Origin of the sequence: Leucobacter sp. NPDC077196, from assembly GCF_040687075.1 — a bacterium.
In the GTDB taxonomy this organism is placed as follows: Bacteria; Actinomycetota; Actinomycetes; order Actinomycetales; family Microbacteriaceae; genus Leucobacter.
The window spans coordinates 58,979-77,144 of the sequence record NZ_JBFBML010000011.1 but is presented as its reverse complement, the minus strand read 5'-3'; the positions used below and the strand labels follow the sequence as shown (position 1 = coordinate 77,144).

The 18,166-nt window shown below is 67.7% G+C and carries 12 protein-coding genes; 3 read left to right on the top strand and 9 right to left on the bottom strand.

Features of this window, described 5'->3' with window-relative positions:
* Nucleotides 1-60: 60 nt before the first annotated feature.
* The 3 genes from AB0O71_RS11485 to AB0O71_RS11475 form a co-directional block, all read right to left on the bottom strand.
* Nucleotides 61-1,461 carry an FAD-dependent oxidoreductase gene (locus AB0O71_RS11485; protein ID WP_363745382.1) on the bottom strand — a complete coding sequence of 467 codons (1,401 nt, stop codon included), beginning with the start codon at nucleotides 1,459-1,461 and terminating at the stop codon, nucleotides 61-63.
* A 109-nt stretch (nucleotides 1,462-1,570) separates the two neighbouring features.
* A complete protein-coding gene (locus AB0O71_RS11480) occupies nucleotides 1,571-2,584 on the bottom strand; it encodes a polyprenyl synthetase family protein (protein ID WP_363745423.1) in 1,014 nt (337 codons plus the stop codon).
* A gap of 41 nt (nucleotides 2,585-2,625) precedes the next feature.
* On the bottom strand, nucleotides 2,626-3,585 hold the full coding sequence (locus tag AB0O71_RS11475) for a class I SAM-dependent methyltransferase (RefSeq protein ID WP_363745380.1): 960 nt from the start codon (nucleotides 3,583-3,585) through the stop codon (nucleotides 2,626-2,628).
* Between the two features lie 97 nt (nucleotides 3,586-3,682).
* On the opposite strand from AB0O71_RS11475, the gene AB0O71_RS11470 reads away from it, so the two are divergent.
* Nucleotides 3,683-4,969: an isochorismate synthase gene (locus tag AB0O71_RS11470; RefSeq protein ID WP_363745378.1), complete on the top strand. Its 1,287-nt coding sequence runs from the start codon at nucleotides 3,683-3,685 to the stop codon at nucleotides 4,967-4,969.
* A 9-nt stretch (nucleotides 4,970-4,978) separates the two neighbouring features.
* Here the strand turns inward: AB0O71_RS11470 and AB0O71_RS11465 are convergent, their stop codons facing one another.
* The 3 genes from AB0O71_RS11465 to AB0O71_RS11455 form a co-directional block, all read right to left on the bottom strand.
* Nucleotides 4,979-5,851, bottom strand: coding sequence for a PPK2 family polyphosphate kinase (locus tag AB0O71_RS11465; RefSeq protein WP_363745376.1), 873 nt, complete (start codon nucleotides 5,849-5,851; stop codon nucleotides 4,979-4,981).
* A 103-nt stretch (nucleotides 5,852-5,954) separates the two neighbouring features.
* A complete protein-coding gene (gene menD, locus AB0O71_RS11460; RefSeq protein ID WP_363745374.1) occupies nucleotides 5,955-7,778 on the bottom strand; it encodes a 2-succinyl-5-enolpyruvyl-6-hydroxy-3-cyclohexene-1-carboxylic-acid synthase in 1,824 nt (607 codons plus the stop codon).
* Nucleotides 7,775-8,476, bottom strand: coding sequence for a PLD nuclease N-terminal domain-containing protein (locus tag AB0O71_RS11455; protein ID WP_363745372.1), 702 nt, complete (start codon nucleotides 8,474-8,476; stop codon nucleotides 7,775-7,777). Before AB0O71_RS11455 ends, menD begins: the two co-directional genes overlap by 4 nt.
* An 84-nt stretch (nucleotides 8,477-8,560) precedes the next feature.
* On the opposite strand from AB0O71_RS11455, the gene AB0O71_RS11450 reads away from it, so the two are divergent.
* Nucleotides 8,561-8,938 (top strand): DUF4229 domain-containing protein, encoded by a 378-nt coding sequence (locus AB0O71_RS11450; RefSeq protein WP_363745370.1) that lies wholly within the window; start codon nucleotides 8,561-8,563, stop codon nucleotides 8,936-8,938.
* A 97-nt stretch (nucleotides 8,939-9,035) separates the two neighbouring features.
* Here the strand turns inward: AB0O71_RS11450 and AB0O71_RS11445 are convergent, their stop codons facing one another.
* Together AB0O71_RS11445 and AB0O71_RS11440 are read right to left on the bottom strand one after the other, a co-directional pair.
* Nucleotides 9,036-10,865 (bottom strand): ABC transporter ATP-binding protein, encoded by a 1,830-nt coding sequence (locus tag AB0O71_RS11445; protein WP_363745368.1) that lies wholly within the window; start codon nucleotides 10,863-10,865, stop codon nucleotides 9,036-9,038.
* Nucleotides 10,862-12,736 (bottom strand): ABC transporter ATP-binding protein, encoded by a 1,875-nt coding sequence (locus AB0O71_RS11440; RefSeq protein ID WP_363745366.1) that lies wholly within the window; start codon nucleotides 12,734-12,736, stop codon nucleotides 10,862-10,864. Before AB0O71_RS11440 ends, AB0O71_RS11445 begins: the two co-directional genes overlap by 4 nt.
* 351 nt (nucleotides 12,737-13,087) lie before the next feature.
* Here AB0O71_RS11440 and AB0O71_RS11435 point away from each other — a divergent pair, with 351 nt between their 5' ends.
* Nucleotides 13,088-13,390, top strand: a complete 303-nt coding sequence (locus AB0O71_RS11435; RefSeq protein WP_363745364.1) for a putative quinol monooxygenase — start codon at nucleotides 13,088-13,090, stop codon at nucleotides 13,388-13,390.
* Between the two features lie 265 nt (nucleotides 13,391-13,655).
* Here the strand turns inward: AB0O71_RS11435 and AB0O71_RS11430 are convergent, their stop codons facing one another.
* Complete coding sequence (locus tag AB0O71_RS11430) at nucleotides 13,656-17,840, bottom strand: DUF5979 domain-containing protein (RefSeq protein WP_363745362.1); 4,185 nt, start codon at nucleotides 17,838-17,840, stop codon at nucleotides 13,656-13,658.
* Between the last annotated feature and the right edge of the window lie 326 nt (nucleotides 17,841-18,166).

The following is an 18,166-nucleotide window of genomic DNA, read 5'->3' as shown; positions in this document are numbered from 1 at the left end:
CGCCCAAAACGCCCAAATCGGTCAATTCGACCAGGGCGGTTGAAGCGCGCCGCGCCTCAGCTACTCCCCACGGGAGATGCGCGTCATCTCATCGCGCGGCACGACCTTGACGCGGTTGCGCCCGTGCGGCTCGCCGAGGCCGAGCTCGTGCGCGTCGAGGCGGTGCCAGCCCTCGATGGTCGTGTACGGCACGCCTCGCTCTTCGAGCAGAGCGGGAATCGTGTGCGGCTCCGTGTCCTCGGGCGTCCACAGGTTCTCGCGATCCTCGAGCAGGCACTCGAGCGTTTCCATCGCGTCGGATTTGGTGTGCCCGATGAGGCCGACCGGGCCGCGCTTGATCCATCCGGTGGCGTAGACGCCGGGAATCTGCTGGCCTTCGAGGTCGAGCACGCGCCCCTGCGTGTTCGGGATCACGCCCTTCGCGTCGTCGAACGGAATCTCGTCGAGCGGGGAGCCGAAGTAGCCGACCGCGCGGTAGATCGACTGCATCGGCACGACCTCGAACTCGCCGGTGTCGACGATGCCGCCCTGCCCGTCGGGAGCCGTGCGCTCGACTTTCAGCCCCGCAACGCGGCCGTCTTCGACCACCACCTCCACGGGCTTCGACCAGAAGTGCAAGTGCAGGCGGCGTGAAGCCGGCGCGACCTCCCCCGCCTCACGTGCGCGCTGCTCGTCGCGCCACTTGTCCATGATGCGAGTCATCACGATGACCTGCTTGTTCTTCATGAGCGTCTCGTCGGCGTAGGCGTCGTCGTGGGCGAAGTCGTGCTCGTCGATCACCATGTCCACGTCGCGCACCTCGCCGAGCTCGCGCAGTTCGAGCGGCGTGAACTTCACGTACTTCGGGCCGCGTCGGCCGAAGAGGTGCAGCTCTTCGATGGGGTTCGCTTCGAGCCCCTCGTGCACGTTCTGCGGAATCTCGGTGGGCAGCAGGTCTTCGGCGTGCTTGATGAGCATGCGCGAGACGTCGAGCGCGACGTTGCCGTTTCCGATGACGCCGACCGACTGGGCTTCGAGCGGCCAGGTGCGAGGCACATCGGGGTGCCCATCGAACCAGCTCACGAAATCGGCGGCCCCGTAAGAGCCCTCGGCATCGATGCCGGGAATGTCGAGCGCCGCATCGCGGATCGCGCCGGTCGAGAAGATGACCGCGTGGTAGTGCCGCTTGAGGTCTTCGAGCTTCAGATCCTGCCCGTAGCGCACGTTGCCGAAGTAGCGAATCGAGTCTTCGCCGGTCTCGCCGGAACTCGCGCGGTCGAGCACGTCGCGCAGTGCGGTGATGATCCCCTTGATGCGCGGGTGGTCGGGTGAGACTCCGTAGCGCACCAGCCCGTACGGCGCGGGAAGCTGCTCGAAGAGGTCGATCTCGACCGCGAAATCGCGCTCCGCCTTCAGCAGCAGGTCAGCAGCGTAGATACCCGCAGGTCCCGCTCCCACAATCGCCAGTCGCATCTTGCTCATCGCTCGGTTCTTCCTTCCATTCCCCTGACGGTATTCTCCGCGGGGCTTCGAGAATTGGGGGTGTTCGTGGGGCGCCAGGCACGGCACCGGTAGTGCCAGATGTCGAGCGTCAGCCTTCGCGGTTGACGATCGAGTCGGCCATGCGCTCGAGCGCGCGTTTCACCGATGACTTCGGCAGCACTTCGAGCGCACGAACGGCGTCTGCAGCCCAGCGGTGCGCCGTGGCCTCGGTCTCGCGCGTAACGGCATGCGTTTGCAGCGCCTGCACCTCGGGATCGAGCACTGCCGGATCCGCCCCGCCCCGAATCTCGGCGACGCCTGCCTCGATGCGCGCCAGCAGCGCCGCGTCGTCTGCATTTCCGGCGGCCGCACTGTCTTGCAGCAGCAGATACGGCAGCGTGACGACACCGGCGCGCAGATCGGTGCCCGCGCGCTTGCCCGTCTGCTCCTTCTTCGGCGACAGGTCGATGACGTCGTCGATGAGCTGGAACGCGACGCCGATGCGCTCGCCGTACTCCGTGACCGGATCTGCGAACTCTGCCGGAGCCTCGCCGAACATGACGCCCATGCGCGCGGCCGTCGAGATGAGCGCCCCGGTCTTGTCGGCGAGCACCTGAATGTAGTGCGTCTTCGGGTCGTCGCCCTCTTGCGGGCCGACCGTCTCATGCAGCTGCCCCAGGCAGAGCCGCTCGAAGGTGCGGGCCTGCAGCAGGATCGCCTCCTCGCCCATGCCCGAGACGAGCGATGAGGCGCGCGCGAAGAGCAGGTCACCCGCGAGGATCGCGACCGAGTTCGACCACACGGTCTGCGCGGCGTCGACGCCGCGGCGCAGCTTCGCATCGTCCATGACGTCGTCGTGGTAGAGCGAAGCGAGGTGGGTCATCTCAACGGCCTCTGCGGCGCGGCGAACCAGCTCGTTCGGCCCGGAACCGAGTTCACTCGTGAGCAGCGTGAGCATGGGCCGGATCCGCTTGCCCCCTGCCCCCATCAAGTATCGGGCGGGTGCATCGGCAACCGGCGATGCGAAGCGGAGGTGCTCGAGAAGTTCAGATTCGACGAGCTCGAGCTGCTGCTGGATCTCCTTCGCGTGACGACGGTCGGCCGCCCCGCGGAACAGGCGCATCGGCAGCGCCTGGGTTGCCGTGTCTTCGGCAATGGGACGACTCACGGGGTGTCTCCAGGTCGAGGGGCGGTCTCGCCGGCGGCGTCTGTCGAGGCTTGCGGCGGCTGCGCAGCGGGTTTCGGCGCAGCTGGTTTCGGCGCAGCCGGCTTCTTCGCGGCCGCAGGCTTCGCGGCAGCGGGCTTCGCGGCAGCGGGCTTTGCGGCGGCGGCAGACTTCGCTGCAGCCGGCTTCTTCGCGGCGGCCGGCTTCTTCGCGGCAGCGGGCTTGGCAGCAGCGGGCTGCTTCGGCGCCTCGCGCGGGACGAAGCCGCGATGCAGCGCGACGATGCCGAACGTGAGGTTGCGGTAGGCGACGCGTTCGAATCCCGCCTCGCGCATCCACGCCGCGAGCTCCGCCTGATCGGGCCACGCCTCGATCGACTCGTTCAGATAGCGGTACGCGGCCGCGGCATCCCGATTGATCGCGCCAGCGACGCGCGGCAGCACGTGCCGGCCGTAGAACGCGTAAGGCCCGCGCACGACGGCCGAGGGCGGCGTCGAGAACTCGGCGATCACCACACGCCCGCCGGGCTTCACCACTCGACGCATCTCGCGCAGCGCTGCCTTCGGGTCGTTCACGTTGCGCAGCCCGTACGAGATCGTGGCTGCGTCGAACTCGTCGTCCGCGAATGGCAATTGCGTCGCGTCGGCCCACTGGAACTCGATGAGGTCGTTGCCGGCATGCCGTTTGCGCCCTTCGGCGAGCATCCCCTCCGAGAAGTCCGCGGCGACGACGTGCGCCCCGTGCGCTGCGATAGCGGCCGACGACGTACCGGTTCCCGCCGCCAGGTCGAGCACCCGCATTCCCTTGCGCGGGGCAATCGCTTTGGTCGTCGCCACACGCCACAGCCGGTCGTTGCCGACGGTGAGCACATCGTTGATCAGGTCGTATCGCGGCGAGACCTCATCGAACATTGCGGAGACGTCTGCGGCGTGCTTGGTCGCGGTATCGGGGCGGGTCACCCCACCATCGTATCCCGAACGGCTACGCAACTCCTGGGCTATCGCGCGTGGCTGCTTCTCGGCGCGGGCGTCCAGATCGGAGGAGTAGATTGGCACTGTGACGAGCACTTCCCCGGCGCCCCGCCTGCGCGCGACGACCCGGCCCCTGGATGAAGCTCCAGACCTCCTCGCACTGGCCGACCCGACGGCCCCGATGCTCTGGACTAGAGGGGATCGCGGCTGCGTCGGCATCGGCGAGGTGATGCGCCTGTCGTTCAGCGGCGCAGACCGCTTCATTGACGCCGCGGCGGCGTGGCGCAGGATCGCGGCGGCGGCGGTCGTCGACGACCCCGTCCGCATGCCCGGCTCGGGCCTCGTCGCGCTGGGAACGTTCGCGTTCGCCGACGAGAGCTCCGTCGAGAGCGTGCTCATCGTGCCGCGTGTGCTGGTCGCGCGTCACCGCGGGCAGGCCTGGATCACGGAAATCTCGTCGATCGATGCCGATCCGGCACCGCCCGCCATGCCAGAAGCCCCCGCAGCAGGCACGTGGACGGGTACTGATTTTCGCGACCGCGAGCTGCCCACCGGCGGCGACTCCGTGGACTCGTATCTCACGGGCGTGCGCGAAGCGGGGGCCCGCATCGAGCGCGGCGAGTTCGAGAAGATCGTTCTTGCGCGGCAGCTCGAGGGTGCCCTTCCCCGCGACTCCGATGTGCGGGTGCCGCTCACGCGGCTCGCCGAGCACTATCTCGACTGCTGGACCTTCGCCGTCGACGGCCTCGTCGGCGCGAGCCCAGAGACGCTGATTCGCTCGACGAACGGGGCTGTCTCGGCACGGGTGCTCGCGGGCACCCGCGGCCGGCACCCCGAAGACGCAGTGCGAGATTCACGCGCGCGAGACGAGCTCTTGACGAGCGCGAAAGAGCAGCACGAGCACTCGTTCGCGGTGCAGAGCGTCGTGACTGCGCTCTCGCCGCACGTGCGCGAGCTGCGCACCAGCGAGGAGCCGTTCCCGCTCCAGTTGCCGAACGTGTGGCATCTCGCGACCGACCTCGGGGCCGCACTCGGCGAGCAGAGTTCGTCGATCGAGCTCGTCGGAGCCCTCCACCCGACCGCCGCCGTCGCGGGCACCCCGACCTCGACCGCGGTCGCCGCGATCGCAGAGCTCGAGCCCTTCGACCGCGGCCGCTACTCGGGCGCCGTGGGGTGGATCGACGCCGAGGGCGACGGCGAGTGGGTCATCGCGCTGCGCTGCGCACAGCTCGGCGAGCCCGATGCGTCGACCGGCACGCGGTCGATCATCGCGAGCGCCGGCGGCGGCATCGTCGCGGGATCGGACCCCGAGCACGAACTCAGGGAGACGGTGTCGAAGTTCCGCCCCATCACGGAGGCGTTCGCGCGCTGACGGCGGCCGCTACTCGGGCCAGCGCAGGTCGAGCGAGTCGATCACCCGCTGGCGCTCGGCCGCGACATCGAACTCGGGCTCCGGCCAGTGCGGGCTGAGCTTCGCGAGCTCCGAGATCACGATGCGCTGCACCGCGACCCGCGCGTACCACTTCGCGTTCGCCGGTACGACATACCAGGGCGCGGTCTCGGAGTGCGTTCGCTCGATCGCGGTCTGGAAGGCGTCCATGTACGCCGGCCAGTGCAACCGCTCGTCGACGTCGCCGGGATTGTACTTCCAATGCTTCTCGGGGTCGTCGAGACGTGAGATGAGCCGTTCGGCCTGCTCCTCGGGCGTGACGTGCAGCATGATCTTGACGATGCGCACCCCGTCGGCGGTGATCCTCGTTTCGAAGTCGTTGATCGCGCCGTATCGCCGCTCAATCTCTTCGGGAGGCGCGAAGCCCCGCACCTTCTGAATCAGCACGTCCTCGTAGTGCGAGCGGTCGAAGACTCCGATCATGCCGGGCTCGGGCACGCGGCGCTCAACCCGCCACAGGAAGTCGTGCGCCCGCTCCTCCCCCGTGGGCGCCTTGAACGCGGTCAGCGCGAGCCCATACGGCTCGGTCTGGCCGAAGACGTGGTTGACGATGCCGCCTTTGCCCGCAGCATCCATCGCCTGCAGCACGACGAGCAGGCGCTCCCGCGCCCCGAGCCGGCTCTGCGCGAACAGCTTCTCCTGCAGCACGCGCAACTCTTGGGCCGCTCGGGCGAGCTCCTCGAAACCGGCGCGCTTGCGAGCGCCGGTTCCGGGAGTCGACGCGGGGTCGACGTCGCTCAGCCGGAAGCCCGGCCGCACGCGCAGCAACTCGCCGACTTCCGTTTCCCAGAATGCGTGCGTCATGGTGACTCCTCACTTCGTCGTCGAATCCCACTGTAGGGCGCGCGGCCGACCTCTGCAGCGGCGTCTCAGTCGGTCTGCAGCGGGTCAGTTGGTCGGCGGCGGGTCAGTCGGTCAGCGGGATCTCGACGATGCTCGGTCCGGTGACCGGCTCCGTCAGCAGCCGCTCCAGCTCGCTGCGCGTGGCGACCCGGCGATACTCCCACTGGTAAGCCGTCGCGAGTGCAGCGATGTCGGCGCTCTGCGGCGTTCGCATCACGCGCGCGAACGCGTCTGCGTCTGCGGTCCCCGCAACCTCGAGGCCGTCGAAGATCGTGCCGCCGCAGTCGTTCGCCACGAACACTTGAATGCGCGGGCGGCGCTCCCCCTCGAGGAGCAGCAGCGATCCGGCGTCGTGCAGCAGCGCGAGATCGCCGATGAGTACCCGCGTGGTACCGGCTGCCCGCGCTGGGTCATCCGCGTCCTGACTCGTCGTCGCGATACCGAGCGCGGTCGCCACGGTGCCGTCGATGCCGGCGAGGCCTCGGTTGGCGTGCACGGCCAGTCGGCGCGCGGGCGCGAGCGCGTCGAGCACCCGCACGAGGCGGGATGCGGCGACTACGAGTCGGTCGTGCGGCCAGGTGCTGCGCCAGACGCTCTCGACGAGCAGGTCGCGAGTGACCGCCTCGCGCATGATCGCCACCTCCGAGCGGGCGTAAGCGTTGCGCTCCTTGTAGCCCGGGGCCAGCGCTGCGTCGAGGTCGGGTTCGTGCACCGTGGTGCGCTCGCGCTGCAGTGCGCGATCTGCTTGCACCCAGACGCCGAGCCACCGACGCAGCGCACGGGGATCGTGGTCGGCAGCGACACTTGCGGTCGTCACGACTCGCGCGCTTCGGCTCGGGTTCACGGAGTCAGCACCCGAACCGTGGTGCGGATCGACGACGATCACCTCGACATCATCGCGGCGCAGCAACTGCGGAACCTGGCGCGTGAGCGTGGGGTGGCCGAACACAATGGCGCGTTCGATCAGGCCGCCGACCTCAGGATCGTCGATCAGCGTTGAGTACGCCGCGATCGCCTCGCGGCCGAAACGGGAGCCGCTCACGACCTCGGCGAGCAACGGCAATCCCGCGGCACGGGCGAACGCCTCGGCCTCCGCTCCCGCCCCCTCGCCGGCGATCACGACGGCGAGGCTATCGCCGGTGTGCGCATAGCTGTCGGGCTCGCTCTCGGTGGCGCGGTTCACAGTCGACGCTGTCGAAATGCCTCCGACCTGCCTGTCCTCGCCCTGCTCGTCGGCATTAATCGCAGCGGCTTCGATCGCAGCGGCTTCGAAGCCGGCGACGATCATGCGGTCGAATCCCGCGGTGCCAGAAAGGGGGTCGCGGAACGAGAGATTCAATTGCACCGGGCCGGCGGGTGGCCGTCCCGCGCCTCCGAGGGCCGCTTCGAGCCCGCGAGCGGCAAGCGCTGCCGGATCGCGCATCGCGCCGCGCACCAGGTCACCGTCTGCGAACTCCGGCGACGGCACGTCCACCGACCAGCGGGCGAACGCATCGAAGAAACCGGCCTGGTGCGTTGCCTGATTACTGCGAATACCGCGCAGTTCGTCGGGGCGGTCAGCGGTGAGCAGCAGCATCGGAACGCGAGCCTCGTGCGCTTCGAGCGCCGCCGGCATGAGATTGGCGACGGCCGTGCCGCTCGTCACGATCACGGGCGCCGGCATGCCCGTTTCACGTGCAACCCCCAGCGCGAAGAATCCCGCGGACCGTTCGTCGAGCTTCACGTGCAGGCGCAAGGCATCGGCCTGCTGAGCCGCGGCTGCGGCCAGCGCAAGCGCTTGAGATCGGGACCCCGGGCACACGATCACGTCTCGCACGCCTCGGCGCACGAATTCGGCGAGCAGTTCGACTGCGAATACCGACGCGGGCGCCGGTTGCACCGCGTTCACGGTTTCGCGTCGCCGTCGGAACGCGTTCCGGGCTCCTCCGCCCCGCGGCGCTCGGGCCGTTCCGAGTTCGACGCCTCGTCGTCAGCCGCAGCCGCACCCGCTTCGTCGCCCTCCCCCTTCGGGGAGCCCGAGTGCGTGGCACCAGCGGATGTCGGTGAAGATGTAGAACCGAGCTTGCGATCCGGAACGCTCTTCGAATCCGTCTGCGGATCCGCAGGGCTCGCGCTCTCGGTTCGCGCCTCGTCCATGCTCGCCGCGTCCATGCTCGCCGCGTCCGTGCTCGCCGCGTCCGTGCTCGCATCGCCGCCCACGGCACGGTCCGCACCATCGACACCCCCACGGTCGCCGTTCGCGACGGCAGGATGCTCCTCGCCGGGAAACGTCTCGTCGTCGAGTTCGCGGAGACGATCTTCGAGATCCCGCATGTGCGCATCGAGGTCGGTGCTCGTAAGACGCGTGCCCGAGAAGCGCGGATCGTCATCGGGTGCTGGTCGACGCGTGGTCTGCGCCTGCGCTGCGCCCTTGCCGATGAAGAACCACAGCAGCGCACCGATCACCGGCAGCACTGCGATGATCACGATCCACACGGGTTTGTTCATTCCGCGCGCACGCGACCCCTCGGTCATCGCGGCGTCGACCAGCGCATAGAGCGTCAGTGCAACGGCGATGACGACCCCGATTATCACGAACCGCACCATACCCCAATCGTACTCGCACGCACCCGCAAAACCCTGGGGCTTGCGCGGAGCCCCGGCCCAGGTGCCGCCGGTACACTCGAGCGGGTGAACAACCCCCGCACCGCCTGGATCGTCTACATCGTGCTGCGTCTGCTGTTCTTCGCGGTGCCGTTCGCGGTGCTTTACGCGATCGGCCTGCAGCCGTGGCTCGCTGCCCTGTTCGCGGCACTCATCGGCGTCGCGCTCTCCGTCATCTTCCTCGCGCGCTCGCGGTCGACGGCTTCGGAGAGCATCTACGAGTGGCGCAATCGCGATCGCACCGCCGACGACATCGTCGAAGACGAAGCGGTCGATTCACGCGATACGTCGAATGGGGCCGGTCGACCGGGAGGGTCTGCCGCTTCTGACGCGCCGTCCGCATCCGACGGACCTGGCACGCCTGACGCTTTCGGCCCCGGCAACACCCCCGACCCGCTTCGGTAAGAGGTTCGGCTTCGGTCGGACTCGTGCGCTCGCGCAGGGTGTCACCGAAGCCGCATCTCGCACCGAGCACAGGCACCTCAGCGCACTCGCGACAGCGCTAGGCCTGAGTCGACGCCCAACCCTCGTAGAGCTTCGCGTAGCGTCCTCCGCGTTCTACGAGGGCTGCAGGGGCGCCGTCTTCGACGACACGCCCGTGCTCCATCACCAGCACCCGGTCGGCGATCGCGACCGTCGACAATCGGTGCGCAATGATGATCGCCGTGCGATCGGCGAGCAACCGCTGCAATGCTTGCTGCACCAGCCGTTCGCTCGGGAGGTCGAGCGAGGCCGTCGCCTCGTCGAGGATCAGCACGGTCGGATCGGCGAGGAAGGCCCGTGCGAAGGAGATGAGCTGCCGCTGGCCCGCCGATACCCGCCCGCCGCGCTTGTTCACGTCGGTCTCGTACCCGTCGGGAAGCGACTCGATGAAGTTCTCGGCCCCCACCGCCCGAGCCGCTGCCCGAATCTCGGCCGTTGAGGCGTCGGGCTTACCGAGCGCGATGTTCTCCGCGACCGTGCCGCTGAAGAGATAGGCCTCCTGCGTCACCATCACGATGGCGCGCCGCAGGTCCGCGGTGTCGAGCTCTCGCAGGCCGATCCCGTCGAGGCGCACCGCGCCGTCGGTCGGGTCGTAGAACCGTGCGACGAGCTTCGCGAGCGTCGACTTGCCGGCGCCCGTCGCCCCGACGAGGGCGACGGTCTGGCCCGCCGGCAGTTCGAGGTCGCAGTCGTCGAGCACAGTGCGAGCGGATGCGCCGGCAGTGCCGTAGGCAAAGCTGACGTGGTCGAAACGCAGCGCGCCGCGCGGGTGCTCCAGACGCACGGGCACCGCGGGATCCTGCACCGTCGGCTCTTCTTCGAGCACCCCGGACACCTTCTCGAGCGCCGCCGTCGCGGACTGGTACGAGTTGAGGAACATCGCGACCTCTTCGAGTGGGCCGAAGAAGTTGCGCACGTAGAGCACCGCGGCGATGAGCACGCCGATCGCGAGTTCGCCCCCGGTCACGCGCAGTGCACCCCAGAGCAGCACGACCGCGACAGTCACGTTCGCGAGCAGAATGAGTCCGGGGTCGAGCACCCCGAAGAGCCGCAGCACGCGAAGGTTCGCACGACGGTAGTCGTCGGATACGGCACCGAAATCGGCGTCGCCGCGCCGCTCTCGGCGGAACGCCTGCACGGCGCGAATGCCCGTCATCGTCTCGACGAACTGCACGATGAGACGGGCGCTGACCACGCGCGTCGACCGAAACCCCTTCTGCGATTCCACCACGAACCAGCGCATGAGAATCGCGAGCGGAATGCCCATGAACAGCAGCACGAGGCCGCTCTTCCAATCCAGCACGAACAGCATGACCATCGTGAACGTACCGATGAGCACCGCGTCGACGAGCTCGTTGAGGCTCCCATCGAGCAATTCTTGAATCGACTCGAGATCGCTCGTCTGCCGTGAGATGATGCGGCCCGACGTATACCCTTCGTGGAATTCAAGACTCAATCGCTGCGTGTGGCGGAATATGCGCGTGCGCAGCTCGATCATGACCGCCTGCGTGAGACGCGCGATGAGCACGACGTACCAGCCGACGAGGAGCGAGCCGATGGCGCCGGTGACGAGGAACGCGACCGCGACACCGACCGCTGGAATCCAGTTCCCGGCGTCGATCGCGGCGGGCAACGCGGTGTCGATGCCGTACGCGATGAGCGACGGTCCGATCGCCCGCATCGCCGACGAGATGACCACGACGATCGACGTGAGCACGATCAGTCGCTTCAGCGGTCGCAGAATCGAACCGAGCAGGCGCAGCGATCGGCGGCGGATCGCGCGGCTCTCCTCACGGGTGTAGGTATCGCGATCCTCGCCGCTCGTGCCGCGCACGCTCTCGGGGCTCATGGACGCACCTCCTCGGTGCCAGTCCGGCCGGTGCTCTGCACCTCGGTGCCAGTCGATTCAGGGACCGCGTCATTGTGGATGCCGGCGATCAAATGCCGGTAGTGGGCGCTCGTGCGCAGCAGCTCGACGTGGGTGCCGACGGCCTCGATGCGTCCCGAGCGCATCACGGCGACGCGATCGGCGAGTGCAACCGTCGATGGGCGGTGCGCCACGACGAGCGCGGTGGTATCGGCGAGCACGCGTCGCAGCGCCGCCTCGACGCGCGCCTCGGTGTCGACGTCGAGCGCTGAGAGCGGATCGTCGAGCACCAGCACGTCGGGGGCGGCAGCCACGACCCGTGCGAGCGCGAGGCGCTGCCGCTGCCCGCCCGACAGACTGAGCCCCTCCTCGCCGACCTCGGTGTCGACGCCCAGAGGCAGGTCGAATACGAACCCGGCCTGCGCGACGGCGAGTGCGTCATGCAGCACCTCTTCCGCCGCGGCGCTGTCGAGCTCCAGATCATGGCGGCCGAGCAGCACATTCTCACGCACCGTGGCCGAGAACAGAATGGGTTCTTCGAAGGCCACGCCGATTCGGCGCCGCAAGTCGTCGAGCGCCAGCTCGCGCACGTCGGCTCCGTCGAGCAGGATCGCTCCGCCGGTGACGTCGTACAGCCGCGTCGGCAGCGCGGTGAGGCTCGTCTTGCCGCTGCCCGTGGCCCCGACGATGGCGAGCGTCTCCCCCGGAATCAATGCCAGGTCGAAGCCGTCGATGAGATCGGCCTCGTCGGCGCCGGCATCGGGGTAGTGAAAATGCACCTCGCGGAATACGAGTTCGCCGCGCGCGTGCTCGATGGTCTTCGGGTGCTCCGGGTCGCGCACGGTCTGCTCGGCGTCGAACACCTCGAAGACGCGGTCGGTCGCGGTGCGCGTGTCGATGAGGAAGGCGAAGAGGAAGCCGAGCGACCCCATCGGCCAGCGCAGCGCCGCAGCCATCGCGAAGAACGCCACGAGTTCTCCCGTTGAAAGCATGTCGTGCGCCGCGAGCCAGACGCCGGTGATGAAGCAGGCGCCCATCGCCAAGATCGGCACCAGTTCGTACCAGAACCACAGGCCGCCGACCTCGCGAGCCTTGCGCATCTCGGTCTCGCGCAGCGTTTCGGCCCGCCGCGTGAATTGGGAGAGCGCGTGGCCGCCACGGCCGAAGGCCTTGAGCACGCGGATGCCGTGCACGCTCTCCTCAACCGCAGTCGCGAGATCGCCGGTCTGATCCTGGCTGCGCCGCGACAGCACGCCGTACTTCTGCTCGAACCGATAGCCGACCACCCAGATCGGAATCGAGCAGACGATGAAGGCGACGCCGAGCGCCCAGTGCCACCGGAAGAGCAGTCCCATGCCGATGAGAATCGTCAGCACGTTGACGAGCAGCAGGATCAGGCCGAACGCCAACCAGCGGCGGATCGAGCTGATGTCTTGCATCATGCGGCTCAGCAGCTGGCCCGACTGCCACCGATCGTGAAACGCGACCGGGAGGCGCTGCAGCCGCTCGAAGAACGATTGCCGCACTGCGAACTCGACCGCGGTCGACGGCCCGAGCACCAGGCGACGACGCATGAATACGAACAGCGCTTCGAGCACCCCCAGCAGGAGCACCCCGAGGGTGGCCCACACGATGAGGGATCGGTCTCCCGATGCAATGGGCCCGTCGACCGCCCACTCCAGCACGAGCGGAATGATGAGGCTCGCCACCGCGGCGCCGAGACCGAGGAAGGCTCCGGTGATGAGCTTGGGCAGAGCGGGGCGCGCGAACGGGATGAGTCGCGCGAGTGCGCGCGCGGTCGAAACCCGATCGGCGTCGGCCGGGGGATGCTGAGATGCAGCGACGTGGTTCATGATGCCTGACGTGAATCGGCGCCTGGGCGCGGCGACCCGAGGGTCAGAGAAGCGGGGCGCGAGAAGAACTGCTGAGGTGGAAGCTGAGAAGGGGCGGCCCCGAGCGGGAGCCGCGTCGACCTAATGCACTGGCTTCGTGGTGCCCGGAAGTCGCGGCTTCGATGGCGTGCTGCTGGCCATGGTGCGCTCCTCTCCGGGGTCAGGTGTACGCGGTCAGCCTAGCCAGGCTGCGCGCCGGAAAGCAAGAACCGCGCTCGGCGCTCGGCGATCCTGCGCCGGATCGCGAAGCGACGCGCGCACCTCCCGCTTCCGCCCGTACCCGAATGACATCGTTCTGCTTAGAATACGCTTGTGACTTTCGCAAATGTGGGAACGCTCGGGGTGCAGCCGGGAATGCGCGACAAGGTCGTCGCGATCTTGACGCGACGGAATGCTCAACTCGATGAGGCCGGGTGCTTGCTGTACGAGGTGGGCACGAACGAGGACGAGCCCGATACGGTCTACGTTGCGGAGCTCTGGACCTCCCCCGAAGCTCACCAGGCCTCGTTGCAACTCGAGAGCGTGCGAGCAGCTATCGCTGAGGCGATGCCGCTGCTCTCGGGACAGATGGGCGGGAATCGTTTCTCGGTCTCGGGTTCGCCCTTGCGCGATTGAACGAGTGCGGCCACGCGCCGGGCGCGACAGTGCGGGTCGGCGAGCCTCCGCATGGATCACGTCGAGGATGTCGATGCCGTGCCGGCGGGACAGCAGCTGAGCGAAAACGGCGATCATTGCTGCAATCTCCCCGTGCGGAGTACTGCCGTGAACCGAGAGCTCTGCGTCACGGGACGACGGTGATCGAATCCGTCATTCCCGGGAGGATCCGCAGACGCCGAGGGGCGACCGAGCGTTACGCCCGGTCGCCCCTCTCGTGCCACTCTTACAGCGCGCGACGACGTCGCAGGATCAGCAGCACCGCGCCGCCGGCTACGAGTCCTGCCGCGAGGAGAGCGCCAGTGAGCAGTTCACCACCGGTCACTGCCAACCCTGGCGCGAGCTCGATCCTGTTCTCGAGCTCAACGGATACCTCAGTACCCGTCTCGCCCGATGCGGTGAGCACGATGCTCTTTCCCTCCCCCGCAACGGTTGCTTCGGCTGAGTCTGACGACCACTCGGCGCCGACCCAGGTCACGGCGGCCGGCAGATCCGCACCCGTTTCGGTGAGCGTCACCTCGGTGCCGAGCGGCAACCCGTCGAGCACCGTCGGCTCGCCCGCGATCAGGTCGAGGTCGACCTGCTGCGGTTCACCCATCAGGTCGGTCCAGCTCGCGCTCACCGGGTAGACGGTGTTCGCAGGAACCTGCGAAGCGCCGGCGCCCGTAATCGACTTCATCAGCGTGAGGCTTCCCAGTGTCGGGGTCACGGTGTTGATCAGGTCGACGGACAGGGTCTGAGCCGCTCCGATGGTGAGCGTCGCGGTGCCGTCATCGTGGGCGACGATTCCGTCCATCTGCCACTCGGGAGCGTTCCAGCTGAACGCCTCCGTGCCTTCGAGCACCTGTTCGGAGAGCGTGACTTCGGTGCCATGAGGCAGGTTCTCGTCGAAGTCGACCGGAGTGCCGTCAGTCGGCAGCACGAGCTCTGCCGAGTACGGCTCGCCCGCTTCGAACCATGCAGCGGTCACGGTGACCGATTCGGGAACGCCCGCCGCACCGAGCTGCACGCCCTCGATAAGCTTGGCGATGGAGAACGTGCCCGGTGCCCAGGTGGCCTCGTTCACGACGGTGACGAGGGTCATCCCACCCTGCTGATCCGAGACCACGATCTCTGCGCTGCCGTCACCGTTGTCGGTCACGTCGTCACCCGAGATCGCGATGGTATCCCAGATGACGGTGTCGATATCTGGGCGGTCACCCTCGGTGATCGTGACGACGGTGCCTGCGGGGAGATCGACTCCCAGCGGGGTCGGTTCGACTGCGTTGATGGTGAGCTCCTTCGACTGCTCACCCTCGGCGTCGGCCCATGTCGCGGTGACGGGGAACTGCGTGTCGGGGTCGACTTCTGCAGCTGCTTCGCCCCCGATCCCCTTGAGGATGCTGACGCCTGCAACCGACGTTGCGGCGTGATTCTCGAGGAACACCTGAGCCGTGGCACCGCGCCCGATGGTCACGGTCGCAGACTCCTCATCGATGGTGACTCCCTCTCCCGACCAGGTGGGCGATCCCCAAGCGATCCCGGAGCCGTCTGCAAGCGGCGTCTCCAGCAGCTCGACCTGGGTTCCGACGAGCAGGTTCTCACCGAGCTCCACCGGGGTGCCGTCGGTCGGCACCGTGAGCGTCTTCGAGCCCGGAACGCCCTCCTGATCCCACACTGCAGTGACCGACACCTCGTCGGGCACGGCAGGATTATCTGCCTCGGCACCGGTCACGCTCTTCACGATCGAGAACGTTCCCACCGTCCGCTCGACAGAGTTCGTCAGGGTGACGGCGGCAGGAGTCGCGGCATGATCCCCGGTGATGGTGATGCTCTCCGGGGAGAATACCGGATCGCCCCAGGTGAACTGGTCGGTGTCGATGGGCCGGGCTTCACTGAGCGCAACGGTCGCGCCGATCGGCAGGTCGTCGATGATCACGGGCTCGCCCGCCTGCACGGAGACAGTGCGATCCGCCTGCTTCGGGAAGTCCTCTCCCAGCGCAGTCGTATCGATTGCCGCGGTGACCTCGTAAGCACGATCCGTGTCGACCTGGCTCGCCGCGCCGCCTTCGACCTGCTTCACGAGCGAGATCGCTCCGAGCTGCGCCTCGTTGGTGAGGTCGACGGTGATGTTGCGACCCGGCGCGAGCGCTGCGACCGCGGTCTTCCCACCGTCACTCACGGTGACGCCGTCGCCCTGAGCGAATACGGGATCGCCGAACACGACGCCGGGGATCGACGGGAATGTGGGTTCAGAGAGCGCGACAGTCCATCCCAGGCCGCGCGAGTTCGGGCCGCTGATCCGATCACCGTTCACCGGGACCTCGAGGTCGTACTCGAGCTGCATCTGGCCCTGCGGATCGATCTCCTGCACGTGCACCGTGAACATCGTGCCATCGGGAACGAATGCTGCTCCCGCAGTGTCGGCGAGTGTCTTGCTGATGCCCACGGAACCGCGGGTGACGCCCTGGCCGGTGCCGCTGCCGCGGTTGCTCTGCGTCACCGACTTCTCGTACGTCTTGCCGGCCACCTCGGCCGAGTTGCCGTAGGAGGTGCCCGGTGCGTCCATGCCACCGCTCGAGGTGCAGGTGGCGTAGCTGATGACGTACTGGTACTCGGCGCTGAACCCGGTCGCTTCACTCCCGCCGGGCTGCGGCAGCGTCGGGCGCGGGATCGTGAATGTGAGCACCCCGTCCTCGTGCGCCGCGGTCACCGAATCGGAGAGATCGACAGTCGCGAGTCCGCCACTTCCGACCTGGTCGCGCGCTTCGACCTTCAGGCCGAGCTGCGATGCCAATCCGCTGGTGGGATCTCCCGCGACGCACACCTCGTGTGCACCGGAGAGCGTGTCGGTGACCACGAGGTCGCTTTCGATCGCGGCGAGACGCTCGCCCGGAACCGTGATGTTCCAGTTCATCGTCGTCTGCGGCAAGTGCTCGACACCGTCGAGCGTCACCGCCTTGCCGTTGATCGAGCCGTTCTTGCCTTCCGAGCGCCCGGGAACCCGGGTCTCGGTTCCGGCGACCTGCCCGTCGACCTCGACCTGGTTGGTGTACGCCGTGCCACCCGCTGGCAGCCCGTCCTGGCTCACACACGTCGTGTAAGTGATGACGTACCGGTAGTCGGACGCCTTGAAGGCGAACGCGGGGTCAGAAATATCGAAATCGATCTCGAAGGCCTGTGCAGCAGACGAGGTCACGTTCGGCGTGAGCATCCCCGTGACGTCGCGCTGGAGCTGGTTGCTCGGACCGTAGCGCTCGGTGATCTTGATGCCGCTGATCGTGTCGCTGCATACCTCGTGCCCGGCTCCGAGCGCTTCGGAGAACACGAAGCCGTCTTTGTTGAGGAGCTGGTCGCCCGGCACACTCACCGTCCAAGCGATCTTGCCGTTGCGCTCTCCGCCGCCGAGCACCGTGCCCGACTTGGTGAGCGATCCCTGCCACGGACGAGGGTGTACGCCGATGATGCCAGAGGATTCGCCCCAGACGTCGATGCTGGCTTCGTTCGTGTACTCGGTGTTCTCGGGGTCGATCTGCCCGTCAGGCGTGCAGGTGTCGTACGTGATGCGGTACGTCACGTTGGCGTCGAAGCCACCCTCGGGAGCGGTGAGCTTCATTGTGAAGTGCTGCGCGTCGACGCCCGGCACGAGCTCGGCGATGCTCGTCACGTCAACCACGGTGTTGCCGCGGACGGTCTGCACCTTCATATTCGACGGCGTGCAGAGCGCGTGCCCCGCTCCGAGAGTGTCAGCCACGTTGATGACGTCGTGGGCCTGCATGCGAGATCCGGGGAGATCGATCGTCCACTTCATGGACCAGTTGTTCGCATTCATTTCACCCGCTTTGCTCCACGTGTCGGGGATCTCGATGCCGTCATCGATTCCGCCGCCGCCGGGGAGCTCAACGGGCACCTGCTGGCCGTTGAGATCGAAGACGAGTGCCTGTTCGGTCGACGCTTCGACAGCGGTCACGTCGAACGCGAACTCGCCGAGGACGGCCTCGGGATACAGTGCGACCTCCTCGGTGAGCGTGCACGTGACGATTCCGGTCGCCGCGTCCGCGAGACACGTCGCCCAATCGACGACCTCTCCCGTTTCCGTCGGCCCGCTCAGCGAGAACGGCACGTTGGCCGGGATCCGCAGTTCTTTGGGAAGGCCGATCGTGAAGACGTCTCCCGGCTGCGGGTCCGCCGCGGCCGCATCCCAGCTGCCCGCGACCGACACCGTGTCGCCGACGACCAACTGCCCGTCGGGCCCGCTCCCCGCGCCGATCACCACTTTCGTGACGGCGATCTCGGGGTTCGGAGCGGCGTTCGCCGCCGCGGGAATCGTCAGCAGACCGCTGACGGCGAGCAGCGCCGCGGTCAGCGCTGAGATGATCCTTCCGATTCGGAAGGGGCGGACCTGATGTCCGTGTGTGCTGTGGGAACGCATGTGCGCGCTTACTCTCCTCGTGCTCGTGGCATGGATGGACCGCGTCGACGCGGCGATTCCGGGGCGCCCGTGGAATGTCTGGGGCGCCTCGGAGCAGGCAACGGTCGGCTCCCCGGGGGCACGTCGGGGAACGGTCCTGAGGAGCCGACTCACCAATAACACGGCGCACGCCCCGTTTCGTGACGCACGTTTCCCGAAATGCTCGAGAAAACTCTCCGGAGCCCGCTCAAGCCGCGTGTCGGAGATCCCGCGATGGCGTGACGTGGATTCCGGGGAAGACGTGCATTCCGAGAGAAAAGGACTCATAATGCATCGGGGGCTTTCCG